Genomic DNA, 23454 nt, shown 5'->3' on the forward strand with positions numbered 1-23454 from the left:
GTGTTTTGCCCAGGACCCGGTGAACGGCGCGCGCGGCACGCGTAGAGTCAATCTTCCTGTTGCCGGCGAGTGAGCTGTAGGAGCGCTGCGTGTCGGAACCTCGGGTCAGACGGGCCGAGATCGCCATCGAACAACACCACGTGGACCGCGTCTACACCCGGCTCGCCGAACTCCGGGTGCAGGCGGAGGCCATGCGGGCCAAGGGCTACGAGATCGGCCACGGCGCCCAGCGCGAAGCCGTTTTCGAGCAGGCGTCGATGCTGTTCGAGCGGGACATGATGGTCCACCACGCGACCCAGACGCTGCAGACCCTCGACGCCGAGTACGAGGGCCTGGTGTTCGGCCGCCTCGACCACACCACCGGTGAAAAGATCTACGTCGGCCGCCTGGGCATCCGCGACGCCGAGTTCGACAACCTCGTGACCGACTGGCGCGCCCCCGCGGCCGCCGCCTTTTACCAGGCCACCGCCGAGGAACCGATGGATGTGGTGCGCCGCCGGGTCATCCGCTGTTCCGGGCAGACGGTGCTCGACGTGGACGACGACGTGCTGATCCCGGACGCGGTCGGCGACGACATGCAGGTGGTCGGCGAGGGTGCGCTGATGGCCGCGCTGGGCCGGTCGCGCGGCGACCGGATGCGCGACATCGTCGCCACCATCCAGAAGGAGCAGGACGAGGTCATCCGCGCGCCCTGGCGCGGGGTCACCGAGATCACCGGCGGGCCGGGCACCGGCAAGACCGCGGTCGCGCTGCACCGCGCGGCGTACCTGCTGTACCGGCACCGGCGGCAGCTCGGCGGTGCCGGCGTGCTGGTCGTGGGGCCGTCCGGGGTGTTCACGAACTACATCTCGCGGGTGCTGCCGTCGATGGGCGAGACGAACGTGGAGCTGCGTGCGCTCGGCGCCGTGCTCGACGGCATCGAGACCGACCGGCAGGACCCGGCACCGCTGGCCGCGATCAAGGGGTCGCTGCGCATGCGCAAGGTTCTGCTCAAGGCGATGCGGGACACCCCGCCGGACGTGCCGGGCGAGATGCGGATCCTGTACAAGGGCGACGTCCTCAAGCTGGGCCGCAAGGAGCTGGAGAAGGTCCGCCGCAAGGTGCACGGGCACGGCGGGCCGCCGAACCGCTCGCGGGTGCGCGCGGCCGAGGCACTGCTGGCTGCGCTGGCCGACCGTGCCGAGGAGAACGCGCGCACCGACGGCCGCACGGTCGACCGCGACGAGCTGATCCGCGATCTCGGCGAGCGGATCGACTTCCACCGCTTCCTCGTGGTGTGGTGGCCGGTGCTGTACCCGGGCGAGATCCTGCGGTGGCTGGGCGATCCGAAGCGGCTGGCCAAGGCCGCGCGCGGTGTGCTGACCCCGGACGAGGTCGACCTGCTGGCCGCCTCGTTCGCCGACCCCGAGCGTGAGTGGACGGTCGCCGACGTGGCGCTGCTCGACGAGTTGCGCGTGCTGGCCGGGCCGCCGCCCAAGCGGCGCCGCCGGGCGCAGCAGGTCGAGCTGGACGCGGCGCCGCCGGAGCGCGGGTTCCAGGGCAAGCCGCACCGGCCGGAGCACTACGACGAGTACTCGCACATCGTGGTCGACGAGTCGCAGGACCTCTCCCCGATGCAGTGGCGGATGGTCGGCCGGCGCGGCAAGTACGCGAGCTGGACGGTCGTCGGCGACCCGGTGCAGAGCTCGTGGCCGGATCCGGAGGAGGCCGCGCTGGCGCGCACGCAGGTGTTCGGCGCGCGGACCCCGGTCCGCCGCTACACCCTGCGCACCAACTACCGGAACTCGGCGGAGATCTTCGACCTAGCGGCGAAGGTGGTCGCCGGGCACGCCGCGGAGGGCGAGCTGCCGCGCGCGGTCCGGACCACCGGGATCGAGCCCGACGTGCGCGTGGTCGAGCCCGGCGGCGTGGAGAGCGCGGTACCGGCCGCGGCGAAGGAGCTGCTGGACGCGGTCGAGGGCACGGTGGGCGTGATCTGCGCCATGGACCGGGTCGCCGAGGTCGCCGCGTGGGTGCGCGGCCAGGCGGACGAACGGCTCAAGGTCGTCGGCAGCCTCGATGCCAAGGGCCTGGAGTACGACGCGGTCGTGCTGGTGGAGCCGACCGAACTGATCACCGAGTCGCTGACCGGCCGCCGCGTGCTCTACGTCGCGCTGACCCGCGCCACGCAGCAGCTGACCGTGGTCGCCTCCGACGACGACTGGCTGCCCGCGGAAAGATAGGGCGGACTCCCGGTCACCGCGCCCCGTTGCCGCTCGGCTCGGGACACTTCCGCGCGGAGTTCTCGTGCGGCGGGGAAGAGGCGCGGGCCGGCGGGCGTTGGAGGTTGCCGTGAGTTCCCTGGCCGAGGTCGCGCTGTCCGTACTGGACCTGTCCCCCATCCCCAGCGGGGCAGATGCACGCACCGCGCTCCGCAACACCGTCGAGCTGGCCCGGCACACCGAGCGGCTCGGTTACCGCCGGTTCTGGGTCGCCGAGCACCACAACATGCCGGGCATCGCGAGCTCGGCCACGACCGTGCTGATGAGCCACGTCGCCACCGCGACGGAGACCATCCGCGTCGGGTCCGGCGGCATCATGCTGCCCAACCACGCGCCGCTGGTGGTGGCCGAGCAGTTCGGGATGCTGGAGGCGTTCCACCCGGGCCGCATCGACCTCGGCATCGGCCGGGCCCCCGGTACCGACCAGCGCACGGCGATCGCGCTGCGCCGTTCCGCGCAGGCGCTGGGCGCGGACGACTTCCCACAACAGCTGACCGAGCTGATGGGCTACTTCGACGGCGAGGGCGCGGTGCGCGCGGTGCCGAGGTACCAGCCGCCGATCTGGCTGCTCGGGTCCAGCGGGTTCAGCGCCCGCCTGGCCGGGGAGCTGGGGCTGCCGTTCGCGTTCGCGCACCACTTCAGCGCCCGCAACACGATCCCGGCCGTCGAGCTGTACCGCGAGTCGTTCCGGCCCTCGGCGGCGCTGTCCGAGCCGTACGTGATGCTCGGTGCGGCGGTGATCTGCGCCGAGACCGACGAGCGGGCACGGTGGCTGGCCGGCCCGAGCGGACTGCAGTTCCTCAGCCTGCGCCGCGGCAATCCCATCCCGCTGCCCACGCCCGAGGAGGCCGCCGGGTACGCGTACTCGGACCTCGACCGGCTCCTGGTGGACGAACGCCTGGGCACCACGATCCACGGCTCGCCGTCGACGGTCCGCAAGGGCCTGGAGACGCTCGCCGGCGACACCGGCGCGGACGAGATCATGATCACCACGATGGTGCACGGCGCGGCCGACCGCCTGCGCTCCTACGAGCTGGTGGCCGGCCTCGCCCGCGACTAGGACAGCCAGGCGGTACGCACCGGCGGCATCCCGCTGCCACCGCGCGCGGACGGCTTCACCGCCAGGATCTGGTTCACCCCGATGGCCCCGCGTTCGAAGCTCAGCGCGGAGGCGGCCATGTACAGCCGCCACACGCGGGCGCGGCCGGGGCTGCTGAGGCGCACCGCCTCGTCCCAGTTCGCCTCCAGGTTCGCCACCCACGCGCGCAACGTGCGCCCGTAGTGCTCGCGCAGCGCCTCGACGTCCCGCACCTCGAAGCCGGCGTCCTCGAGCGCCCCGGCCATCACGCTGACCGGTTCCAGCTCGCCGTCCGGGAACACGTACCGGTCGATGAACGACGTCCGCTGGTCCCGTGCCGGCGCGGACGGGTGCCGCGAAATGGCGTGGTTGAGCAGCCGCCCCTCCGGGCGCAGCAGCCCGAACAGCGACTTCGCGTACACCGGCAGCATCGACGCGCCCACGTGCTCGGCCATCCCGATGCTGGAGATCGCGTCGAACGGCCCGTCGGACACCTCCCGGTAGTCCTGCACCCGGATCTCCACGAGATCCGACAGGCCCTCCTCCGCGACCCGCTTGCGCGCGAAGTCCGCCTGCGCCTGCGACAGCGTGACACCGACCGCGTGCACGCCGTACTCCTTGGCCGCGTGGAGCACGAACGTGCCCCAGCCACAGCCGACGTCGAGCACCCGCATGCCCTCACGCAGCCCGAGTTTGCGCGCCACCAGGTCGACCTTAGCGATCTGCGCCTGCTCCAGCGTCGTCTCCGGCTCGGCCCACACCGCGCACGAGTAGGTCATCGTCGGCCCGAGCACGAGCGAGTAGAAGTCGTTGCCCACGTCGTAGTGGTGCGAGATCGCCGCCGCGTCCCGCTTGCGGGAGTGCATCCGCCCGCCGAGCCGGATCTCCTCCGGCGGCGGCTTCGGCGGGAAGCCCACCACGCCCAGCTTCAGCGCCGTGCGGGCGAGCTCCCGCCGCACGGGCCAATTCAGGTCGAGGTCGAAACTGCCCTGGTGCTCCAGGTCGTCGAGCCGTTCCAGCCCTTCGACGAACGGGCCCTCGAGATCGATCTCCCCCGCGACGTACGCCCGCGACACGCCCAGCTCGTTGGGCTCCCACAGCAGGCGCCGCAGCGCGCGCCGGTGTTTGACGTGCAGCAGCGGAGCGTCCGGCGGACCGGTCTCCGTGCCGTCCCAGCAACGAATCCGGATCGGGACATTCTGGCCCAGCGCCGTGTGCAAAAGCTTTCCTACGGCGCCGGCGACTCCGCCTGCGCTACCCACGAAGCTCATTCAAGCACGCGTCGCGGGATATAGCTTGTATCAGCGAAGTAGTTCACCAATGCAGTGCACCACAGGAGCCAGGATCGCCAGTTCATCCGGTTTGCCGGAAACGCATTCGGTGATCGCCGCGCCCACGACCTCGAACTCCGCGAGCGCGGACAGCCCCGCGACGAGCTGGCCAATTCGCATCCCGCCGGGTTCCGGATAATCCATGCCGGCGAACCCGGTGGGGTCCAGCACGTCGAGATCGAGGTGCACGTACAGCCGTTCGATTCCGGCGTCCCGCAGCTCGGCGACGAGCCGCGACGGTTCCCCGTCCACCAACCGCACCAGGCCCGCCTCGATCGCGGCTCGCTCGGCGGGGTCGACCGCGCGCGTGCCGACGAGCACCGCGCGGCCCGGCGCGATCGGCGGCGCGGCCGCGAAGGCGGGGTCGCCGTCTCCCAGCAGCGACCGCAGGACCATCCCGTGGAAGGCACCCGACGGCGAGCTGCCCGGCGTGTTGAGATCGGCGTGCGCGTCGAACCACACCACACCGAAGCGGTCACCGCAGCTCGCGCGAGCCGCCGCGACCGGCACCAGATCGGCCGCGCAGTCGCCACCGATGGTGAGCACCGGACCGTCGGCGAGCGCCTCGGTGTGCCGCTCGCGGTTGTCCAGCAACGCCTCGCGGTTCGCGATCCCGTCCACCACCGGCGATCCGCCGGCCGCCAGCGGCACCTCCCGCACCGGCACGCCCAGGACGTCACCCGCCCACGTGGAAAGGGCCCGGCACCCCGCGGGCAGATCACCCGCCCGGGGTGTCCGGGCCCCTTGCCACTGCGGTACCGCCTGGATCAGCACGGCGCCGACCCTAACCGCGGCACACCGGCGGCGCCAAGCGACTCGCGGCCGGGTTACTCCAGCACGATCAACAGGTCGCCGCCCTCAACCTGCTGGACCGAGGTGATCGCCAGACGCGCCACCCTGCCCGATTCGGCCGCGGTGATCGCGGCCTCCATCTTCATCGCCTCGATGGTCGCGACCGTGGCGCCTGCGGCAACCTCGTCGCCCTCGGCGACCTGCAGCGTGACCACCCCGGCGAACGGCGCGGCGACGTGCTTGGGGTTGGCCTTGTCGGCCTTCTCCGCCGCGGGCAGGTTCGCGGCCACCGACCGGTCGCGGACCTGGATCGGGCGCAGCTGGCCGTTCAGCGTGGCCATCACCGTCCGCATGCCCCGCTCGTCGGCCTCACCGACGGCCTCCAGCTCGAACAGCAGCCGCACACCCGGCTCCAGGTCGACCGCGTACTCCTCACCCGGGCGCAGACCGTAGAAGAAGTCCTTGCTGGGCAGCACGCTGGTGTCACCGTAGGCGCGGCGGTGCTCCTCGAACTCCTTGGTGGGCCCGGGGAACAGCAGCCGGTTCAGCGTCGCGCGGCGATCCTTCGCCAGGCCCTCGCGGTCCGCGGCGGACAGCTCGGTCTCCCGCTTCGGCTCGGCGCGGCCCTCCAGCGCCTTGGTGCGGAACGGCTCCGGCCACCCGCCGGGCGGGTCCCCCAGCTCGCCGCGCAGGAACCCGATCACCGAGTCCGGGATGTCGTAGCGGTTCGGCTCGGCCTCGAACTTCTCCGGCTCCACCCCGGCGCCGACGAGGTGCAGCGCGAGGTCGCCGACCACCTTGGACGAGGGCGTGACCTTGACCAGGTGACCGAGGATGCGATCGGCGGCGGCGTACATCGCCTCGATCTCCTCGAAACGGTCGCCCAGGCCGAGCGCCTTCGCCTGCGTGCGCAGGTTCGACAGCTGCCCGCCGGGGATCTCGTGGTCGTACACGCGCCCGGTCGGCGCGGCGAGGCCGGCCTCGAACGGCGCGTAGATCTTGCGCACGATCTCCCAGTACGGCTCCAGGTCGCCGACCGCCCGCAGGCTCAGCCCGGAGGGCCGCGGCGAGTGGTCGGTCGCCGCGACGATCGCCGACAGCGACGGCTGGGACGTCGTGCCCGCCATCGACGCGACCGCGCCGTCCACCGCGTCCGCACCGGCGTTGATCGCCGCCAGGTAGGTGCCCAGCTGACCACCCGCGGTGTCGTGGGTGTGGATGTGCACCGGGAGGTCGAACTCCTTGCGCAACGCGGAGACCAGCTTCTCCGCGGCGGGCGCGCGCAGCAGTCCGGCCATGTCCTTGATCGCCAGGACGTGCGCCCCGGCACCGACGATCTGCTCGGCCAGCTTGAGGTAGTAGTCCAGCGTGTACAGCTTCTCGCCCGGGTCGGACAGGTCCGAGGTGTAGCACAGCGCCACCTCGGCGACGGCCTTGCCGGTCTCGCGGACCGCGTCGATCGCCGGGCGCATCTGCTCGACGTCGTTGAGGGCGTCGAAGATGCGGAAGATGTCGATACCGGTGCTGGTGGCCTCCTCGACGAAGGCGCTGGTCACCTCGGCCGGGTACGGCGTGTAGCCGACGGTGTTCCGCCCGCGCAGCAGCATCTGCAGGCAGATGTTCGGCACGGCCTCGCGCAGCTGCGCCAGCCGCTCCCACGGGTCCTCGGCGAGGAACCGCAGCGCCACGTCGTAGGTCGCGCCGCCCCAGCACTCCAGGGACAGCAGCTGCGGCAGCGTGTGCGCCACGACCGGGGCGACGGCCAGCAGGTCCTTGGTGCGCACCCGGGTCGCGAGCAGCGACTGGTGCGCGTCCCGGAAGGTCGTGTCGGTCACGCCGAGCGTCGGCGATTCGCGCAGCCACCGCGCGAAGCCCTCCGGGCCCAGCTCGGTCAGCTTCTGCTTCGACCCCGCCGCCGGCTCGCCCGCGGGCAGCGACGGCAGCTTCGTGGCCGGGTCGATCAGCCGCGGCCGTTCGCCGTGCGGCTTGTTGACCGTGACGTCGGCGAGGTAGGTCAGCAGCCGGGTGCCGCGGTCGGCCGAGTGCCGCGCGGTCAGCAGGTGCGGGCGCTCCTCGATGAACGAGGTGGTGACGCGGCCGGCGGCGAAGTCCGGGTCGTCGAGCACGGCCTGCAGGAACGGGATGTTCGTGGACACGCCGCGGATGCGGAACTCGGCCAGGGCGCGCCGGGCGCGGCCCACCGCGGTCTTGAAGTCACGGCCGCGGCAGGTGAGCTTCACCAGCATCGAGTCGAAGTGCGCGCTGATCTCGGTGCCGGCGAACGCGGTGCCGCCGTCGAGGCGGATGCCGGACCCGCCGGGCGAGCGGTAGGCGCTGATCATGCCGGTGTCCGGGCGGAACCCGTTGGCCGGGTCCTCGGTGGTGATGCGGCACTGCATCGCGGCGCCGCGCAGGTAGACCTTGTCCTGCGACAGGCCGAGGTCCGCGAGCGTCTCACCGGCGGCGATGCGCAGCTGCGACTGCACCAGATCGACGTCGGTAACCTCCTCGGTCACCGTGTGCTCGACCTGGATGCGCGGGTTCATCTCGATGAAGACGTGGTTGCCGTCCTTGTCGAGCAGGAACTCGACGGTGCCGGCGTTGCGGTAGCCGATCCGGCGGGCGAAGGCGACGGCGTCGTTGCAGATGCGCTCACGCAGCTCGGGGTCGAGGTTCGGTGCCGGCGCCAGCTCGATCACCTTCTGGTGCCGCCGCTGCACCGAGCAGTCCCGCTCGAAGAGGTGGATGACGTTGCCCTCGCCATCGGCGAGGATCTGCACCTCGATGTGCCGCGGGTCGACGACGGCCTTCTCCAGGAACACGGTCGGATCGCCGAAAGCGGATTCCGCTTCGCGCATCGCGGCCTCGATCGACTCGCGCAGGTTCGCGGGGTCGTTGACGCGGCGCATCCCGCGGCCGCCACCGCCGGCGACGGCCTTGACGAACACCGGGAACCCGATCTCCTCGGCGGCCGCGGTCAGCGCGTCGAGGTCGGTCGACGGCTGCGACGAGCCGAGGACCGGCACGCCGGCCTCCCGGGCGGCGGCGACGGCGCGTGCCTTGTTCCCGGTCAGTTCCAGGATTTCCGCGCTCGGCCCGACGAACGTGATGCCGGCTTCCTCGCACGCGCGCGCGAGGTCGGGGTTTTCGGACAGGAAGCCGTAACCGGGGTAGACAGCGTCCGCGCCCGCCTTGCGCGCGGCGCGGACGATTTCGTCGACGTCGAGATAGGCGCGGACCGGGTGTCCCGGCTCGCCGATCTCGTAGGCTTCGTCGGCCTTCAGGCGGTGCAGCGAGTTGCGGTCCTCGTAGGGGAACACCGCCACTGTGCCCGCGCCCAGCTCGTAGCCCGCGCGGAACGCCCGGATGGCGATCTCCCCGCGGTTGGCGACCAGCACCTTGCGAAACATGCCCGGTCCTTCCCTGTTCACGGATCGGTGGTGCTGTGACGTTACCCTGCCGATCCCGCTTTTCGGGAGTTCAGTCCCGGGTGATGGACATCATCCGCGCGCATGCGTATACCGCACACCCGTGCGGGGAAATCAGCCGGCCGCCGCCGGTGCGCCGGACCGGGTGTAGAGCAGCCGGTTCGGGGTGCCCTGCGGGACGCCGGTCAGCACGTCCGGGGTCGCGTTGCGGATCAGGGCGTCGGTGACCTGCTGGGGCGTCGCCTCGGGGTGCTGGGCGCGGTAGAGCGCCGCGGCGCCCGCGACGAGCGCCGCCGACATCGAGGTTCCCGAGAACGGCGACGCCGAGGTGCTGCCGGGCGCGGTGGACGGCACGTCCACACCCGGCGCCAGCAGGTCGACCCCCTGCCCGGAGTTGGACTTCGGGGCGAAGGCGTCCGCCTGGTCCACCGCGCCGACGGTCAGGATCTCCGGGATCCGCGCCGGGGAGGAGAACGACGAGTCCACGCCCGACCAGCCAGCGGCGGCGACCACCGGCATCGTCCCGGCGAGCCGGCGCACCGCGTTGTCCAGGGCGTCGCTGGCCGGGCCACCGAACCCGATGACCGCGACCGCGGGCTGCTGCGCGTTCTGCGACACCCAGTCGACCCCGGAGACGATGTTGTTGAGCCGCCCGTTGCCCGCGTTGTCGAGCACCTTGACCGGCACGATCCGCGCGGCCTTGGCGACGCCGTACCGGGTGCCTGCGACGAGCCCGGCCATCCGGGTGCCGTCGCCGTTGCCGTCGGCCGCGTTGTCCGTGCCGTCCACCAGGTTGCGGCCCGGGCCGACCCGCCCGGACAGGTCCGCCAGCGCCGCGTCGACCCCGGTGTCGATCACGTACACCGTGACGCCCTCGCCGGTGCTGTCGTAGTGGTAGACGTGGTCGGCGGCCTTGTCCCGCTGGTCGATCCGGTCCAGCGCCCAGCTGGGCGGGTCCTGCTGCGCACCCGTGGCCGCGGCGGCCGGTGCCGCCGCGGCGAGGACGAGGAGTACCGAACCGGCGACCGCGCGCAATCCTGAAAACAGCACGCCCCAGCGTTGCGCCGCTGTCGATCATGCACAACTCGGACCGTCGCCCGATCGTGCGTCAGGACTTCTCGAGGTACTCCGCCCGATCGGCGTCGACCAGGTCCGCGACCATCAGCGCCAGGCCGGGATGCCGCTCCAGGGCCGGGTCGGCGCTCACGATCTCCTGTGCCCGTTCCCGCGCCCGCGCGATGACCTCCTCGTCGCGCAGCAGCGACAGCAGCTTGAGCCCGGACCGCTTGCCGGACTGGGCCGCACCCAGGATGTCGCCCTCCCGCCGCAGTTCCAGGTCCAACCGGGACAGTTCGAAACCGTCCGTTGTGGACTCCACCGCCGCCAGCCGCTCCCGCGTCGCGGTGCCGTCCAGCGTTTCGGTGACCAGCAGGCACAACCCCGGCACACTGCCCCGGCCCACCCGGCCACGCAGCTGGTGCAGCTGGCTGACGCCGAACCGGTCGGCGTCCATGATCACCATCATGGTCGCGTTCGGCACGTTCACGCCGACCTCGATCACGGTGGTCGCGACCAGCACGTCCAGGTTCCCCCCGGCGAACGCGCGCATGACCGCGTCCTTCTCGTCGGGCGGCATGCGGCCGTGCAGGATGCCGATGCGCAGCTGCGACAGCGGCCCGTGCGCCAGTTCCGCGGCGACGTCGAGCACCGCCAGCGGCGGCCGCCGGTCACCGCCGTTCGCGTTCGACGCCGGTTCGTCGCCGATCCGCGGGCACACCACGTACGCCTGGTGTCCCTTGCGGACCTCCTCGATCACCCGCTGCCACGCGCGGTCCAGCCACGCCGGCTTCTCCGCCACCGGCACCACGCTGGTCTTGATCGGCGAGCGCCCGGCCGGCATGTGCCGCAGCGCCGAGGTCTCGAGGTCGCCGTACACCGTCATGGCGACCGTCCGCGGGATCGGCGTCGCCGTCATCACCAGCACGTGCGGGCTGCCGCCGTTCGCCGCGCGCGAGCGCAGCGCGTCCCGCTGCTCGACGCCGAAGCGGTGCTGTTCGTCCACCACCACGAGCCCGAGATCGGCGAAGGACACGGTGTCCTGGATGAGCGCGTGCGTGCCGACGACGATCCCGGCCGCACCGCTCGCGGTGTCCAGCAGCGCCTGCTTGCGTTCCTTCGCCGGCATGGACCCGGTCAGCAGCGTCACCTTCGTCGCGTTCTCCGCGGCGCCCAGCTCCCCCGCCTGGCCCAGGTCGCCGAGCATTTCCCGCAGCGACCGGGCGTGCTGCGCGGCGAGCACCTCGGTGGGCGCGAGCATCGCGCACTGCCGTCCGGAGTCGACCACCTGGAGCATCGCCCGCAGCGCCACCACCGTCTTGCCGCTGCCCACCTCGCCCTGCAGCAACCGGTTCATCGGGTGCTCACCGGACAGATCCGCCGCGATGTCCTCGCCCACCGCGCGCTGGCCCTCGGTCAGTTCGAACGGCAGCCGCCGGTCGAACGCGTCGAGCAGACCGCCGGCGGTGCGCCCGCAGGCCGGGGCCGGCCGCGACACCGTGGAGAACCGGCGCTGCGCGAAGATCAGCTGCACCGCCATCGCCTCGTCCCACTTGAGCCGCTTCTCCGCGGCTTCGCGCGCGGCATGGTCCTTCGGGCGGTGGATGTTGTGCAGCGCGTCGAACAGGTCCATCAGGCGGTACCGCTCGCGGAATTCGCGCGGCAGCGGGTCCTCTTCCCGCTCCAGGGTGTCGAGCACCTGCCGCACGCAGCGGGCGATGGACCACGACGGCATCCCGGCGGCCGCCGGGTAGACCGGGATGATCGCGCCGACGAAGTCGTCGAGCGCGGTGTCGTCGTCGCCGTCGACCATCTGGTACTCGGGATTGGCCAGCTGCAACGTGTTGCGGAACGCGGTCACCTTGCCCGCGAACAACCCGGTGCGGCCCAGCCGCAGCTGCCGCTCGTGCTGGTGGGGGCGGCCGAAGAACGCGCAGGACAACCGGCGCTGGCCGTCGGTGATGACCAGCTCCAGGATGTGGCCCGGCTTGTTGCGCATCCGGCGCATGGTGACCTTTTCCACGCGGGCCATCACGGTGGCGTGCTCGCCGATCTCCAGCCCCGCGATGTCGGTCAGCTCGCCGCGCTCGGCGTACCGGCGCGGGTAGTGCCGCAGCAGGTCGGCGACGGTGTGGATGTCCAGCGATCCGGCGAGCGCCTTCGCGGTCCTGGCGCCCAGCAGCGGGGTCAGCTTGTCACGCAGTCCGGTCACGCGCGTTCACTCCACACCGATCAGCAGCACGGCGTCCGCCTGCCCGCCGGGGTAATCCACGAACTCCACCTCCGGTCGCCGCGCGCGCAGCCGCTCCCGCAGCTCGCCGGTCAGGCCCGGGGGCGCCTCGGTGCCGGTCAGCACCGTGACCAGCTCGCCACCGACGGCCAGCATCCGCTCCAGCACACCCATCGCGGCGTCCGCCGGGAAGGCCCCTTCCGGTTCGACGAGCACGACCTCTCCGTCGACGAACCCGATCAGGTCACCCGCGTGGGCCCGCCCCACCCAGGTTATCGACTCCTCCGCGGCCACCACGAGCTCGCCACGCCGGGTCGCCGCGGCCGCCTCCGCCATGGCCACCACGTCGTCGTTCGCCCGGCGCTGCACGTCGTGCACCGCCAGCGCGGCGAGCACCTGGACCGGGGACGCGCACGGGATGACGACGACGTCCCGGTCGCCGATCATCGGGTGCCCCGCGGCGTCATCGGCGGCCCTGGTCAGCCCGGCGCCGCCGGCCAGCACGGTGACGTGCCCGGCCACCCGTTCGGTGATCAGGCCGAGCATCTCCTCGACGCTCGGCGTGGCGTGGTCCGGTACCGCGAGCACCGCGAAACCCTCGTCACGCAGCAGCGCGGCCAGCTCCTCGCCGTGCACCACGGCCACCACCGCGCGGTCCGGGCCGGACGGCGGCTCGATCGGTGTCGGGGTGATGAGCGGTTCGACCCGGATCCCGCTCGGACGGCCGGCCCGCAACCCGGCCTCGATGGCGGCGCCGATGTCCGCGCAGTGCACGTGGACGGCGTGGCCCCCGGCGCCGTCGCCGGCCACGGTGACGCTGTCACCGAGTTCGGACAACGCGCGGCGCAGCACCGGGACCTCCGCATCCGCGACGCCGTCCAGCAGGTACATGACCTCCCACGCGTAGGGGGCCGGGCCGGTGTCCGGTTCGCCGCCGGTGTGCGCCTCGCACGAGTGCGGGACCTCGGTCTCGCCGCTGGTGACCACGCCGGCGAGCGCGTCGAAGACGGCGACCAGCCCGCGCGCACCGGCGTCGACCACCCCGGCCGAGGCGAGGACGGGCAGCTGGTGCGGGGTCTGTTCGAGCGCTTCGGAGGCGGCCTTCGCGGCGACGGCCACGACGTCCGGCAGCTCCCCGGGCTGCGCGGCGACCGCCTGGGCGACGGCCTGGAGGACGCTGAGCATCGTGCCCTGGACCGGCCGGGCGACGGCGTCGGTGGCCGCGCGGTGCGCGCTGGCCAGCGCCTTCGCCAGGGCCGGGCCGTCCAGTTCGGCGGCCGGGCCGGTGCTGCCGGTGCTGCCGGTGCTGCCGGCGCTGTCGGCGAGACCGCGCAGGACCTGCGAGAGGATGACGCCCGAGTTGCCGCGCGCGGCGGCGACGGCCCCACGGGCGAGGACGGACAACGCGTGCGCGGCGCTCGTGCCCGGCTCGGCGGCCAGGCGGGCGTGCGCACCGGACATGGTGTGCAGCAGGTTGGAGCCGGTGTCGGAATCGGCGACCGGGTAGACGTTGATGCCGTTGATCGCCGGGCACAGCACCTCCAGGCTGTGCACGCAGGCCGCCGCCCACGCTGTGATGGCATGCTCGTCCAGAGCCCGCACCGTCGCCCTCCTCCCTGGTCAGGCCAGGGTAGCGACCCGGGCGCGGGGCGGCGCAGCACCGTCGTTTACTATGGTCACCAGTGTCCGGCCCGCGCCGGGCGTGTTTTGTCTTCCCTGATCGTCAAAGGAGTTCGACGTGGCTGCCGTGTGCGACGTCTGTGGCAAGGGACCGGGCTTCGGCAAGTCCGTCTCGCACTCCCACCGGCGTACCAACCGCCGCTGGAACCCGAACATCCAGACCGTGCACGCCAAGATCGGCGTGTCGCAGCGCAAGCGGCTGAACGTCTGCACCTCGTGCCTGAAGGCCGGCAAGGTCGTTCGCGGCTAGTTTCTGCAGACTTCACGAAAACGGCGGGTGCCCTGAGGCATCCGCCGTTTTCGCGTGCCCGGGGTGGCGCTAGAGTACGCCGCCGTGGCTGCGAAACCGTTGCACGAAATCGTTGAGGCCGGCTGGGCGAAAGCGCTGGATCCGGTGGCTGACCGCATCGCCGCGATGGGCGAGTTCCTGCGGGCGGAGATCGCCGCGGGGCGCACGTACCTCCCGGCCGGCGAGCACGTACTGCGGGCGTTCCAGCAGCCGTTCGACGACGTCAAGGTGCTGATCGTCGGACAGGACCCGTACCCGACGCCCGGGCACCCGATCGGGCTGTCCTTCGCGGTGGCGCCGGACGTGCGGCCACTGCCGAAGAGCCTGATCAACATCTACCGGGAGTACTGCGACGACCTGGGCCACCCGGCGCCGTCCAACGGTGACCTGACGCCGTGGGCGGAGCAGGGGGTGCTGCTGCTCAACAGGTCGCTGACGGTGCGGCCGGGCTCGCCCAACTCGCACAAGGGCAAGGGCTGGGAAGAGGTCACCGAGCAGGCGATCCGCGCGCTGGCCGCCCGCGGGAAGCCGATGGTGGCGATCCTGTGGGGCAGCAACGCGCGCAGCCTCAAGCCCCTCCTCGGTGGCGTGCCGTGCCTCGAGTCGGTGCACCCGAGCCCGCTGTCCGCGCGCAACGGCTTCTTCGGCTCCCGCCCGTTCAGCCGCGCGAACGAGCTGCTGCAGCGGCAGGGCGCGGAGCCGGTGGACTGGAAACTCCCCTAATCCAGCCGCCGCAGGGCACCGCGGAACCACTGCGCCCGCTCGACGTAGCCGTCCACCACCTGCTGGATCTTGTCCGCCCCGAAGGACTTGTTCTCCCGCACCTTCGCCGGCACACCGAGCGCGATGTGCCCGCCCGGCACGTGTGAGCCGTACGACAGCACCGCCCCGGCGCCGACCATCGCGCCGTCGTCGAGCACGCTGCCGTTGAGCACCACCGAACCGGACGCGATCAGGCATCCGCTGCCGATCCGCGCGCCCTCGACGTGCACCGCGTGCCCGATCGCCGACGACGGGCCGAGGATCGTCGGGTCCTTGGCCGTGCAGTGCAGCACGGATCCGTCCTGCACGTTGGACCGCGCGCCGATCTCGATGAACCCGTGGTCGCCGCGCAGCACGGCCTGCGGCCACACCGACGCGTCCGGGCCGATCCGCACGTCGCCGATCACCGTCGCGTCCGGATGCACGAACGCGGACGGGTGGATCGACGGGGTCAGCTCACCGAGTGCGTAGATCGCCACGATCGTCCTCCAGGTCCTTGCCCAGGCACACCGAGAGCGGATCGTCCCGGTAGATGCCGAACTTCGGGATGCCGGTGTAGCCGGCGGACCGGTACAGCGCGATGGCCTCCGGCTGCTTGCGGCCGGTTTCCAGCACCAGCCGCCTGCGCCCGGCCACGCGCGCCGTCCGCTCCAGTTCGGCGAGCAGCGCCCGGGCGAAACCCCTGCCGCGCGCGGAATCCACCACGTACATCCGTTTCAGCTCGGCCTCGTCCGCGCCGCGGACCCGCCAGCCACCGCAGGCCACCGGTTCCCCGTCCACGTAACCGACCAGGAACAACCCGTGCGGTGGCGCGAACTCGGCCGGATCAACCGGGGTGGCGTCGGTGTCGCCGTACCGCACCACGTACTCCTGCTGCACGGCGTCGATCAGCTTGGCCGCGTCCGGCTCGTCGTACGCCACCACCCGAAGTTCCACGACGGCCAATCTAGAGAGCTAACGCCAATGCTCCCAGCCGGTTTCGCCGTGGTACTGCTCACCGTCCACGGTCACGCCGGAATCCGGCATGGTCACCGAGCCGATGCGGCGCCACCCGCCCGGCAGGTCGGCGAACGACGGGAACGTCGCCACCAGCGCGTGGTCCTCACCGCCGGTCAGCACCCACGTCATCGGGTCGGCACCCAGCGCGGTGCCCACGTCCACGAGCTTCTGGTCGACCTGCAGGTGCTTGGTGAGCACGTCGATGCCCACACCGGACGCCTCGGCGAGGTGGCCGAGGTCGGCCAGCAGCCCGTCGGAGACGTCGATCATCGCCGTCGCCCCGGCCATCGCGGCCGCGGGGCCGGCCGCGTAGTCGGGTTCGGGCGCGCGCTGCGCGTTGACCACCGCCACCGGCGAGCGGAACCCGCGGCCGAGCGTGGCGAGGCCGGCCGCCGCCCAGCCGAGCCGTCCGGACACCGCGACGATGTCACCGGGCCGCGCGCCGGACCGGGTCACCGGCTCGCGGCCCTCCAGGTCGCCGAGCGCGGTGATGCTGACCACCAGCTGGTCGGCGCGCACCATGTCGCCGCCCACCACACCGGCGCCGGCGCGCTGGGCTTCCGCCCACAGGCCGTCGCTGAGCTCCTGGACGACGTTCGCCGGGGTGTCCGGCGGGCAGGCGAGCCCGACGAGGACGGCGGTGGGCACCGCCCCCATCGCGGCCACGTCGGCGAAGTTCTCCGCGACCGCCTTGCGCCCGATCTGCTCCGGCGAGGACCAGTCCAGCCGGAAGTGCACGCCCTGCACGAGGACGTCCGTGGTGGCGACGACCCGCCCGTCCACCGCGGCCACGACCGCGGCGTCGTCCCCCGGGCCGAGCAGGGTGGAACCGGGCTGCCTCCGGTTCCCGGTCACCGCCCGGATCAAGCCGAACTCACCCATCCCGGCGACGGTTCCGGGGCCGGATGCCTGGTTGCCTGACATGCGTCACCTCGGTCGCTCGATGTCGGATGATTCGTGGTCACTGCGGCAGGCTCTCGCCCGTACCCGCAGGTTAATCGGCCCACCGCGCACGCCGGGCAGGACGCGCCGGACACCTGCCGTGAACCGCGCGGGCCGAAGCCGCGGAGAACGAGGGAAACGGGATACTGCGCCTTTCGACGTTGCGCTGGGCGCAAGAGGCACCCGCGAATGGTGATACGGGCCACATCTACTGCCTGCTAAGGTGTCGAGCGCGCAGCTGAGCGCCATGGGGAGGGAGCGCCACGGCATGGCCGAATGGACGGACATGGGCTTGACGGAGGCATTCGGCGACCGGGAACAGCTCAGGGAAATGGGCGACCAAGCGCGGCACTTGCTGGCCGAAGCCAAGTCCGGCGGCTGGGCCGTGGACGAAGAAACCGGCACCCATCTCCGCAACGCGATCGCGCGAGCCGAGGACCGGTTCTCGCGGATCGCCATCAACATCGACAGGTTGCGCAACAAGCCGAAGTTTGGTGACGACGAGTACGCGCAACGGGCAGCGGCGCATTTCCAAGCCGCTATGGACTCTGACCAGCGGTCACTCATTCCGGTGTACGAAGCCGTGCTGGACAATCTGAGAACGATCCGCGAAGCACTGGATATTGCGATCAGCAAATACGACGCCTCGAATGAGGCGGCCACGCAGTACCTCGGAAAACTCAAGGGTGCGGAACAGTGACCGGTAAGCTGGCCACAGTCGCTGTCACCTGCGTGGCGGCCATCATGGCCGGGTGCACCGCCACGGTGCCTGGCACCGCCTCCCCGGCGGCGAGCAGCACACCCGCTTCAGCGAACAACGGCGATCCGTTTTCCGGCATGGTCGCCTGCCAGGTACTGGATCAACTCAATGCCGGTCAAGGCTACAACCCCGGCGACAACATCAGCCATCGCAACGAGTGCACCGCGACAAAACCCGGCCTCGGCAGCAACGGTATCGCTCTTGATCCCCTCCAAGGTCTGGCCGAATTCAAAGAGGTGAATCCCGAGGCCACCGCCACCACGGTCAACAGCCGACGAGCGTTGGAGGTTTTCCACAAGGTCGGCGGGTGCGCGATTGCGTTCGAGGTTGGCGAACACGCGCGAGTGCTGATCAACGTCGCGATGGCCATGCCCGAGCGCAATGCGGAGGCGTGCCCGCTGGCACACGACTTGGCCTCGCGGGCAGAGCCGCTACTACCGAAGCGCTGAGAGCGCCTGCCATAGGTCAACGGCCGTGCTTCGAGGAACCGTACGAAACGCGGAACGAGGCGGCCATGCAGTATCTCGGCAGATTCAAGGATGCGGAGTAGTGACCAAGAAGCTAGCGGCAGTCGTTCTTGTCTGCGCGGCGATTACCACGGCCGCGTGTACTTCCACCGTGTCTGGCACTCCGTTCCGGGCCACCACCGGAGTTCCTACACCGGGGGACCCAGGCGATCCGTTCGCCGGAATGGTCGCCTGTCAGGTATTGGACCAGCTCAATGCCAGTCAGGGCTTCGGGCCCGGCGACAACATCAGCCATCGCAACGAGTGCACCGCCACGAAACCCGGCCTTGGCAGTAATGGCCTCGCACTTGATCCAGTCCAGGGATTGGCGGCCTTCAAGAGGGTCAACCCGGATTCCGTCGGCACCGACGTGAGCGGCCGGAAGGCGCTGCAGGAACAGAGCCCTCTCGGATGCACCATCGCGTTCGAGGTGAGCGAGCACGCCCGTGTTCTCGCCCAGATGGCCATGTCGATGCCGGAACGCAACGCGGAGGCGTGCCCGCTGGCGCACGACCTGGCCGTGCGTGTCGAGGCGCTGCTGCCCAAGCGCTGAGGGCGCCCGGGACAACATCAGCGGGTTCGACCGGGCCGGGCGCGTGACCGCCGTGCCGGCCTATCCTGTCCGCTGCTCCAGAGGGGTTACCGCCGGGGTCTCCGGTTGGTTGACCTGCATCACGTCGGTCCCTCGATAGTCGGATGACCTAGATTCGTGCTCGGTGCGGTAGGTTCTGACCACGTTCCTACCTTGAGTTCAACGCCGGAGACGAAGGGGCGCGCCGTGGTCCACGCATACATCCTCATCCAGACCGAAGTCGGCAAGGCGGCCGCGGTCGCGGCGGAGATCGCCGGCATCCCCGGTGTCACCAGCTCCGAGGATGTGACCGGCCCCTACGACGTCGTCGTGCGCGCCGAGGCCGACAACGTCGACCAGCTCGGGCAGCTGGTCGTCGCGAAGGTGCAGGGCGTCGAGGGCATCACCCGCACGCTGACCTGTCCCGTGGTGCATCTGTAAGCGATGCCGGAAACCGAGACCGGGGCACCGCCGCGGATCCTGCTCGTGCTCGCGGCCGTGCTGGTCATCGTCCTCGCGGCCGGAGTCGCGGTCGCCGGGCTGGTGATGCGCTCCGGCCGCGACGAGAACGGTCCCCTGGCGCTCGTGCCGGTGGACGCGCCGCAGGCGGGAGCGCCCGAGTGCGCACAGCTGATCCCGGCGCTGCCCGCCCAGCTGGACTCGAAGGGCACCGCGCTGACCCGCCGGACCATCGCGGAACCGGCCCCGCCGGCCACGGTGGCGTGGGGTGCACCGGATGCGATCGTCCTGCGCTGCGGTCTGGGCAAACCGCCGGAGCTGACCCAGACTAGCCAGTTGCGACTGGTCAGCGGCGTGCAGTGGCTGCCGGTCGAGGGCCCCGGGTCGTCGACCTGGTACGTGGTCGACCGCGCGGTGTACATCGCGCTGACCGTGCCGGACTCCGCGGGCACCGGACCGCTGCAAGAAATCTCCGACACCATCGCGGCGACGCTGCCGCCGGTGCCGCTGCGGTTCTAGCGCAGCCCGGTGCCGCGCGCCAGCGCCGTGTCGATCAGGGTGGTCAGCAGCGTGCGGTAGTCCACACCGGTGACCTGCCACATCTTCGGGTAGGCCGAGGTCGCGGTGAAACCGGGCATCGTGTTGACCTCGTTGACCGTCAGTTCACCGCCCGCGCCCACGAAGAAGTCCACCCGGGCCAGACCCTGGCAGTCCAGCGCCTGGAACGCCTTCACCGCCTGCGCGCGCAGCCTTTCGGTGACCGAGTCGTCCAGCTTGGCGGGGATGTCCAGCTCGGCGTCCTCGCCGAGGTACTTCGTCTCGAAGTCGTACCAGGCGGACTCGTCGTCGGAGAGCACACGCACCTCGGCCGGCAGTGACGCCTCGACCCGGCCGTCCGGGAACTCCAGCACGCCGCACTCGACCTCGCGCCCCGGCACCGCTGCCTCGATCAGCACCTTCGGGTCGGTTTCCCGCGCCAGCGCGATCGCGGCGTCCAGGCCGGCCCAGTCGGTCACCTTGCTGATACCGATCGAGGACCCGGCCCGCGACGGCTTGACGAACACCGGCAGGCCCAGCCGTTCCCGGTCCGCGTCGTCCAGAGTGGACTGGTCGCGGCGCAGCTCGACGTACCGGCCGACCGGCAGCCCTTCGGCGGCGAGCAGCTTCTTCGCGTAGCCCTTGTCCATCGCCACCGCGCTGGCCAGCACGCCCGGCCCCACGTACGGGATCCCGGCCAGCTCCAGCAGGCCCTGCAGCGTGCCGTCCTCGCCGAACGCGCCGTGCAGCACGGGGAACACGACGTCGACCCCGCCGAGCGCGTCGGCTCCCGGCTCGGTCACGACCAGCTCGTGCAGCGTCGGGTCCCCCGCCAGGACGAGCGACCGGCCGCCGTCCACCGAGGGCAGCCGGCGGTCCTGGATGGTCAGGGTCTCCGGGTCGGTGGTGCCCAGCACCCAGCGGCCCTCGCGGGTGATGCCGATGGGCACGGCCTCGAACCGGTCGCGGTCCAGGTGCGCCAGCACGCTGCCGGCCGACAGGCACGAGATCGTGTGCTCGGTGCTCCGGCCGCCGAACACCACGGCCACCCGCGTCTTCCTCATGGCCGGTCACCCTACCGGGCTCTTGCCCCGTCCGATCGCCGCAGTAAACCCATGAGCGTGTCCAGCGCACCGCCGAGCGCGGCGCGGGAACACCCGGCGTACCCGATCGCCAGCCCGAAGGCCGTGGGCGGGCCCGCGAAGTGCCGGGCCAGCCCGTCCAGGCGGATCCCCCGCGCCCGCCCGGCCGCCAGGCACTCCCGCTCCAGCCGGGCCGAGGCGAACGGCACAACCAGGTGCGCGCCCGCGTCGTCTCCCAGCACCGGGACGCCGCCCTGTCGCAGCGCCGAGACCAGCATCACCCGCCGCTCGGACAGCTCGCGCCGCAGTTTCCGCAGGTGGCGCCCCAGATCGCCGTGGCGCGCCAGCTCGACCAGCACCCGCTGACCGGCCGGGGAGGGCCGCGTCCCGGTGCGGTCGCGGTGTCCCAGCACCGACGAGGCAACGGCTCCGGGCGCAACCATCCAGCCCGCGCCGAGGGTGGGGGTGAGGATCTTGCTCGTGGTGCCCAGGTGCACCACGACGTCCGGGGCGAGGGCGGCGAGCAGCGGCAGCGGGGCGACGTCGAAGCGCAGCTCGCCGTCGTAATCGTCCTCGATGATGAGCATGTTCTCGGCCCGGGCGCGCTCGACGAGCTCGACCCGGCGGGCCGCGTTGAGCCGCGAGCCCATCGGGTACTGGTGCGCGGGCGAGCAGTAGACCCCGCGCACGCCGGCCGGGATCGCGTCGGTGCGCAGGCCCTCGCCGTCGACCGGGACGCCGACGACCTTCAGTCCCGCGCTCAGGAACGCCTCCACCGCGCGCTGGTAGCCCGGTTCCTCGACCGCGACCGTGTCGCCCGCCCGGAACACCGCCCCGGCCAGCTCGAACACCGCCGCCGTGGTGCCGCCGGTGGCCAGCACCGAGTCGGTGCCGACGGCCAGCCCGCGGTGCCGCAGCAGGTGCTCGGCGATCGCCGCCCGGTACTCCGGCAGACCGGCGCGGTGCGCGCGGATCAGCGGCGGACTGTCCGCGGCCGCCCGCCACGCGCGGCGCCAGGCGGCGCGGTCGATGCCCGCCGCCCACGGCGTGCCCGGGGTGAGGTCGAGCAGCTCGTCCGGCTCCGCGGCCTCACCCGGCACCACCGGGTGGACGGGGCGGTCGCCGGGTGGTGAGGTGGTGACGTAGGTGCCGGATCCGTGCCGGCCGGTGATCCAGCCTTCGGCGTGCAGCTGCTCGTACGCCGCCGAGGTCACCGTGCGGCTGACGCCCAGCCGCGCGGCCAGCGCCCGGGTGGACGGCAGCCGGTCGCCGCCGCGCAGGTGACCGGCCGCAGCGGCGTCGCGCAGGGCGTCCGCGAGCTGCACGGCCAGCGGGGTCGTGGCCTCGCGGTCAAGGGTGACGGGCAGTGCCGCGGGCTGGGACACAGCAGAAGTGGCCTTTCGGTTTGCTTTCCTGGTGGATCTTTTGAAAGTCCACTATACGCGTCAGGCTGACCGGCATGACCCTTCTCTCGCCGACCCCGCGCAGCACCCTGACCCGGAAGAAGGACCGGGCAGCCACCGATCGCGAGCGCCTGTACGAGGTGCTCGACGAGGGACTGATCTGCCACCTCGGGCTCGTGCTCGACGGCTCCCCCGTCGTGCTGCCGACCGGGTACGGCCGCGACGGCGACACGCTGTACTTCCACGGTTCGACCGGCTCCGGGAACGTCCGCGCCGCGGCGACCGGCATCGACGTGTGCGTCACGGTCACGCTCCTCGACGGTCTCGTCTACGCGCGCTCGCTCAACAACCACTCGATGAACTACCGCAGCGCGGTGGTGCACGGCAGGGCGCGCCCGGTGACCGGCGAGGAGAAGGTGCACGGGTTGCGGGCGCTGACCGAACACCTGACCCCGGGTTCGTGGGACCACGCGCGCGCGGTCAACGCGAAGGAACTCGCGTCGGTGGCCGTGCTGGCGCTGGATCTGGAGGAAGCGTCGGTGAAGATCCGCGCGGGCGAGCCGGTCGACGACCCGGAAGACATGGACAGCCACCACATCTGGGCCGGCGTGGTTCCGGTCCGGACCACCTTCGGCGAGCCGATCCCGGCGGACTACCTGCCCGCCGGGGCGCCGGTGCCGCCGCACGTGCGGTCACGCCACCGGTAGCTGTGCACCGGCGCCACCGGCGGGCGCGCACGGAAGTCAGTCGAGGACCGGGCCGCTGATCGGGTCCAGGTGGTAGGGCCGCATGACCCGCCCGCCGGTGCGGTAGACGTGCACGCTGATCGCCGGGTCCGGGCCGTCGTTGCGCACCTGGTGCACGTAGCCGGGCCCGAACACGCGGGACTGCCCGGCCGACAACCGGTGCACCTCGGTGACCCCGCGCCGTGCGACGGTCTCGGACAACCGGCCGGTGACGACGGTGAACGCGCCCGTCGATACGCCGTGGTCGTGCAGGTCGGTCTGCTGGCCGGGTAGCCAGCCCAGCAGCCAGATCTCGTCATCGTCACGCGCCTCGACGAGCGCGGAGAACCGCTTGTCCGGGTCGTAGCGCAGCAGCCGGCGCCAGCGGTCGCGGTCGGCGGCGAATTCGAGCGCGACGCGCACCGGGTGGCGCAGGACGGGCTTCTCGGCCAGGGCAACGGTGTTGTCCGGAACGGCGAACATGAAAAAGGTGTCCTCTGAGGGAAAAGGTGGTTGTCGGACTGGCTGGGCTGGGTCAGCGACAACAACAAGGACACAGCGCG

Annotated in this window: 22 protein-coding genes; 10 read left to right on the top strand and 12 right to left on the bottom strand. The window is 71.8% G+C overall.

What is annotated here, in order from left to right; translation table 11 throughout:
• The first annotated feature begins 89 nt into the window (after nucleotides 1–89).
• Nucleotides 90–2222, top strand: a complete 2133-nt coding sequence (locus FHX45_RS08990) for an AAA family ATPase (protein WP_167098627.1) — start codon at nucleotides 90–92, stop codon at nucleotides 2220–2222.
• 109 nt (nucleotides 2223–2331) lie between these two features.
• Nucleotides 2332–3321, top strand: a complete 990-nt coding sequence (locus FHX45_RS08995; RefSeq protein WP_167098630.1) for an MsnO8 family LLM class oxidoreductase — start codon at nucleotides 2332–2334, stop codon at nucleotides 3319–3321.
• On the opposite strand, the gene FHX45_RS09000 is transcribed toward FHX45_RS08995, so the two are convergent.
• The 6 genes from FHX45_RS09000 to FHX45_RS09025 all read right to left on the bottom strand — a co-directional run bounded on the left by FHX45_RS09000 (nucleotide 3318) and on the right by FHX45_RS09025 (nucleotide 13778).
• Nucleotides 3318–4601, bottom strand: coding sequence for a class I SAM-dependent methyltransferase (locus FHX45_RS09000; RefSeq protein ID WP_424923798.1), 1284 nt, complete (start codon nucleotides 4599–4601; stop codon nucleotides 3318–3320). The two genes, FHX45_RS08995 and FHX45_RS09000, sit on opposite strands and share 4 nt — an antisense overlap.
• A 39-nt stretch (nucleotides 4602–4640) precedes the next feature.
• Nucleotides 4641–5444 carry an arginase family protein gene (locus FHX45_RS09005; RefSeq protein WP_167098636.1) on the bottom strand — a complete coding sequence of 268 codons (804 nt, stop codon included), beginning with the start codon at nucleotides 5442–5444 and terminating at the stop codon, nucleotides 4641–4643.
• 53 nt (nucleotides 5445–5497) lie between these two features.
• A complete protein-coding gene (locus FHX45_RS09010) occupies nucleotides 5498–8872 on the bottom strand; it encodes a pyruvate carboxylase (RefSeq protein WP_167098639.1) in 3375 nt (1124 codons plus the stop codon).
• Nucleotides 8873–9004: 132 nt separating this feature from the next.
• Nucleotides 9005–9940: a S8 family serine peptidase gene (locus FHX45_RS09015; protein WP_167098642.1), complete on the bottom strand. Its 936-nt coding sequence runs from the start codon at nucleotides 9938–9940 to the stop codon at nucleotides 9005–9007.
• A gap of 58 nt (nucleotides 9941–9998) precedes the next feature.
• Nucleotides 9999–12158, bottom strand: a complete 2160-nt coding sequence (gene recG, locus FHX45_RS09020; protein ID WP_167098645.1) for an ATP-dependent DNA helicase RecG — start codon at nucleotides 12156–12158, stop codon at nucleotides 9999–10001.
• A 6-nt stretch (nucleotides 12159–12164) separates the two neighbouring features.
• Nucleotides 12165–13778, bottom strand: coding sequence for a DAK2 domain-containing protein (locus tag FHX45_RS09025; protein ID WP_167098648.1), 1614 nt, complete (start codon nucleotides 13776–13778; stop codon nucleotides 12165–12167).
• 136 nt (nucleotides 13779–13914) lie between these two features.
• Here FHX45_RS09025 and rpmB point away from each other — a divergent pair, with 136 nt between their 5' ends.
• Together rpmB and FHX45_RS09035 are read left to right on the top strand one after the other, a co-directional pair.
• Nucleotides 13915–14106, top strand: a complete 192-nt coding sequence (gene rpmB, locus FHX45_RS09030; RefSeq protein WP_017987500.1) for a 50S ribosomal protein L28 — start codon at nucleotides 13915–13917, stop codon at nucleotides 14104–14106.
• A gap of 84 nt (nucleotides 14107–14190) precedes the next feature.
• Nucleotides 14191–14868, top strand: a complete 678-nt coding sequence (locus FHX45_RS09035; protein WP_167098651.1) for a uracil-DNA glycosylase — start codon at nucleotides 14191–14193, stop codon at nucleotides 14866–14868.
• Here the strand turns inward: FHX45_RS09035 and FHX45_RS09040 are convergent.
• From FHX45_RS09040 to FHX45_RS09050, 3 genes are read right to left on the bottom strand one after another with little or no spacing between them, the layout of a single operon-like run.
• Nucleotides 14865–15386 carry a gamma carbonic anhydrase family protein gene (locus FHX45_RS09040; protein ID WP_167098654.1) on the bottom strand — a complete coding sequence of 174 codons (522 nt, stop codon included), beginning with the start codon at nucleotides 15384–15386 and terminating at the stop codon, nucleotides 14865–14867. The genes FHX45_RS09035 and FHX45_RS09040 overlap by 4 nt on opposite strands.
• Nucleotides 15364–15843, bottom strand: a complete 480-nt coding sequence (locus FHX45_RS09045; protein ID WP_167098657.1) for a GNAT family N-acetyltransferase — start codon at nucleotides 15841–15843, stop codon at nucleotides 15364–15366. Before FHX45_RS09045 ends, FHX45_RS09040 begins: the two co-directional genes overlap by 23 nt.
• A gap of 18 nt (nucleotides 15844–15861) precedes the next feature.
• Nucleotides 15862–16830 (bottom strand): thiamine-phosphate kinase, encoded by a 969-nt coding sequence (locus tag FHX45_RS09050; RefSeq protein ID WP_167098660.1) that lies wholly within the window; start codon nucleotides 16828–16830, stop codon nucleotides 15862–15864.
• A gap of 241 nt (nucleotides 16831–17071) precedes the next feature.
• On the opposite strand from FHX45_RS09050, the gene FHX45_RS09055 reads away from it, so the two are divergent.
• The 5 genes from FHX45_RS09055 to FHX45_RS09075 all read left to right on the top strand — a co-directional run bounded on the left by FHX45_RS09055 (nucleotide 17072) and on the right by FHX45_RS09075 (nucleotide 19663).
• A complete protein-coding gene (locus tag FHX45_RS09055) occupies nucleotides 17072–17548 on the top strand; it encodes a hypothetical protein (protein ID WP_341771404.1) in 477 nt (158 codons plus the stop codon).
• Complete coding sequence (locus tag FHX45_RS09060) at nucleotides 17545–18057, top strand: DUF3558 domain-containing protein (RefSeq protein ID WP_341771405.1); 513 nt, start codon at nucleotides 17545–17547, stop codon at nucleotides 18055–18057. Before FHX45_RS09055 ends, FHX45_RS09060 begins: the two co-directional genes overlap by 4 nt.
• Nucleotides 18058–18157: 100 nt before the next feature.
• Nucleotides 18158–18667: a DUF3558 domain-containing protein gene (locus FHX45_RS27995; RefSeq protein WP_243868967.1), complete on the top strand. Its 510-nt coding sequence runs from the start codon at nucleotides 18158–18160 to the stop codon at nucleotides 18665–18667.
• 225 nt (nucleotides 18668–18892) lie between these two features.
• The gene (locus tag FHX45_RS09070; RefSeq protein WP_167108656.1) at nucleotides 18893–19126 is read left to right on the top strand and encodes an Lrp/AsnC ligand binding domain-containing protein; all 234 of its coding nucleotides are present in this window, start codon (nucleotides 18893–18895) and stop codon (nucleotides 19124–19126) included.
• A 3-nt stretch (nucleotides 19127–19129) separates the two neighbouring features.
• Nucleotides 19130–19663, top strand: a complete 534-nt coding sequence (locus tag FHX45_RS09075) for a DUF3515 domain-containing protein (protein WP_167098663.1) — start codon at nucleotides 19130–19132, stop codon at nucleotides 19661–19663.
• Here FHX45_RS09075 and FHX45_RS09080 read toward each other — a convergent pair.
• Nucleotides 19660–20745, bottom strand: coding sequence for a D-alanine--D-alanine ligase family protein (locus FHX45_RS09080; RefSeq protein WP_167098666.1), 1086 nt, complete (start codon nucleotides 20743–20745; stop codon nucleotides 19660–19662). The two genes, FHX45_RS09075 and FHX45_RS09080, sit on opposite strands and share 4 nt — an antisense overlap.
• A gap of 11 nt (nucleotides 20746–20756) precedes the next feature.
• On the bottom strand, nucleotides 20757–22148 hold the full coding sequence (gene pdxR / locus FHX45_RS09085) for a MocR-like pyridoxine biosynthesis transcription factor PdxR (protein ID WP_167098669.1): 1392 nt from the start codon (nucleotides 22146–22148) through the stop codon (nucleotides 20757–20759).
• 74 nt (nucleotides 22149–22222) lie between these two features.
• Between pdxR and FHX45_RS09090 the strand changes: the two genes are divergently transcribed.
• Nucleotides 22223–22873: a pyridoxamine 5'-phosphate oxidase family protein gene (locus tag FHX45_RS09090; RefSeq protein WP_167098672.1), complete on the top strand. Its 651-nt coding sequence runs from the start codon at nucleotides 22223–22225 to the stop codon at nucleotides 22871–22873.
• Nucleotides 22874–22909: 36 nt separating this feature from the next.
• Here the strand turns inward: FHX45_RS09090 and FHX45_RS09095 are convergent, their stop codons facing one another.
• Nucleotides 22910–23374, bottom strand: coding sequence for a cysteine dioxygenase (locus FHX45_RS09095; RefSeq protein WP_167098675.1), 465 nt, complete (start codon nucleotides 23372–23374; stop codon nucleotides 22910–22912).
• Between the last annotated feature and the right edge of the window lie 80 nt (nucleotides 23375–23454).

This window comes from Amycolatopsis granulosa, assembly GCF_011758745.1.
GTDB classification, from domain to species: domain Bacteria; phylum Actinomycetota; class Actinomycetes; order Mycobacteriales; family Pseudonocardiaceae; genus Amycolatopsis_E; species Amycolatopsis_E granulosa.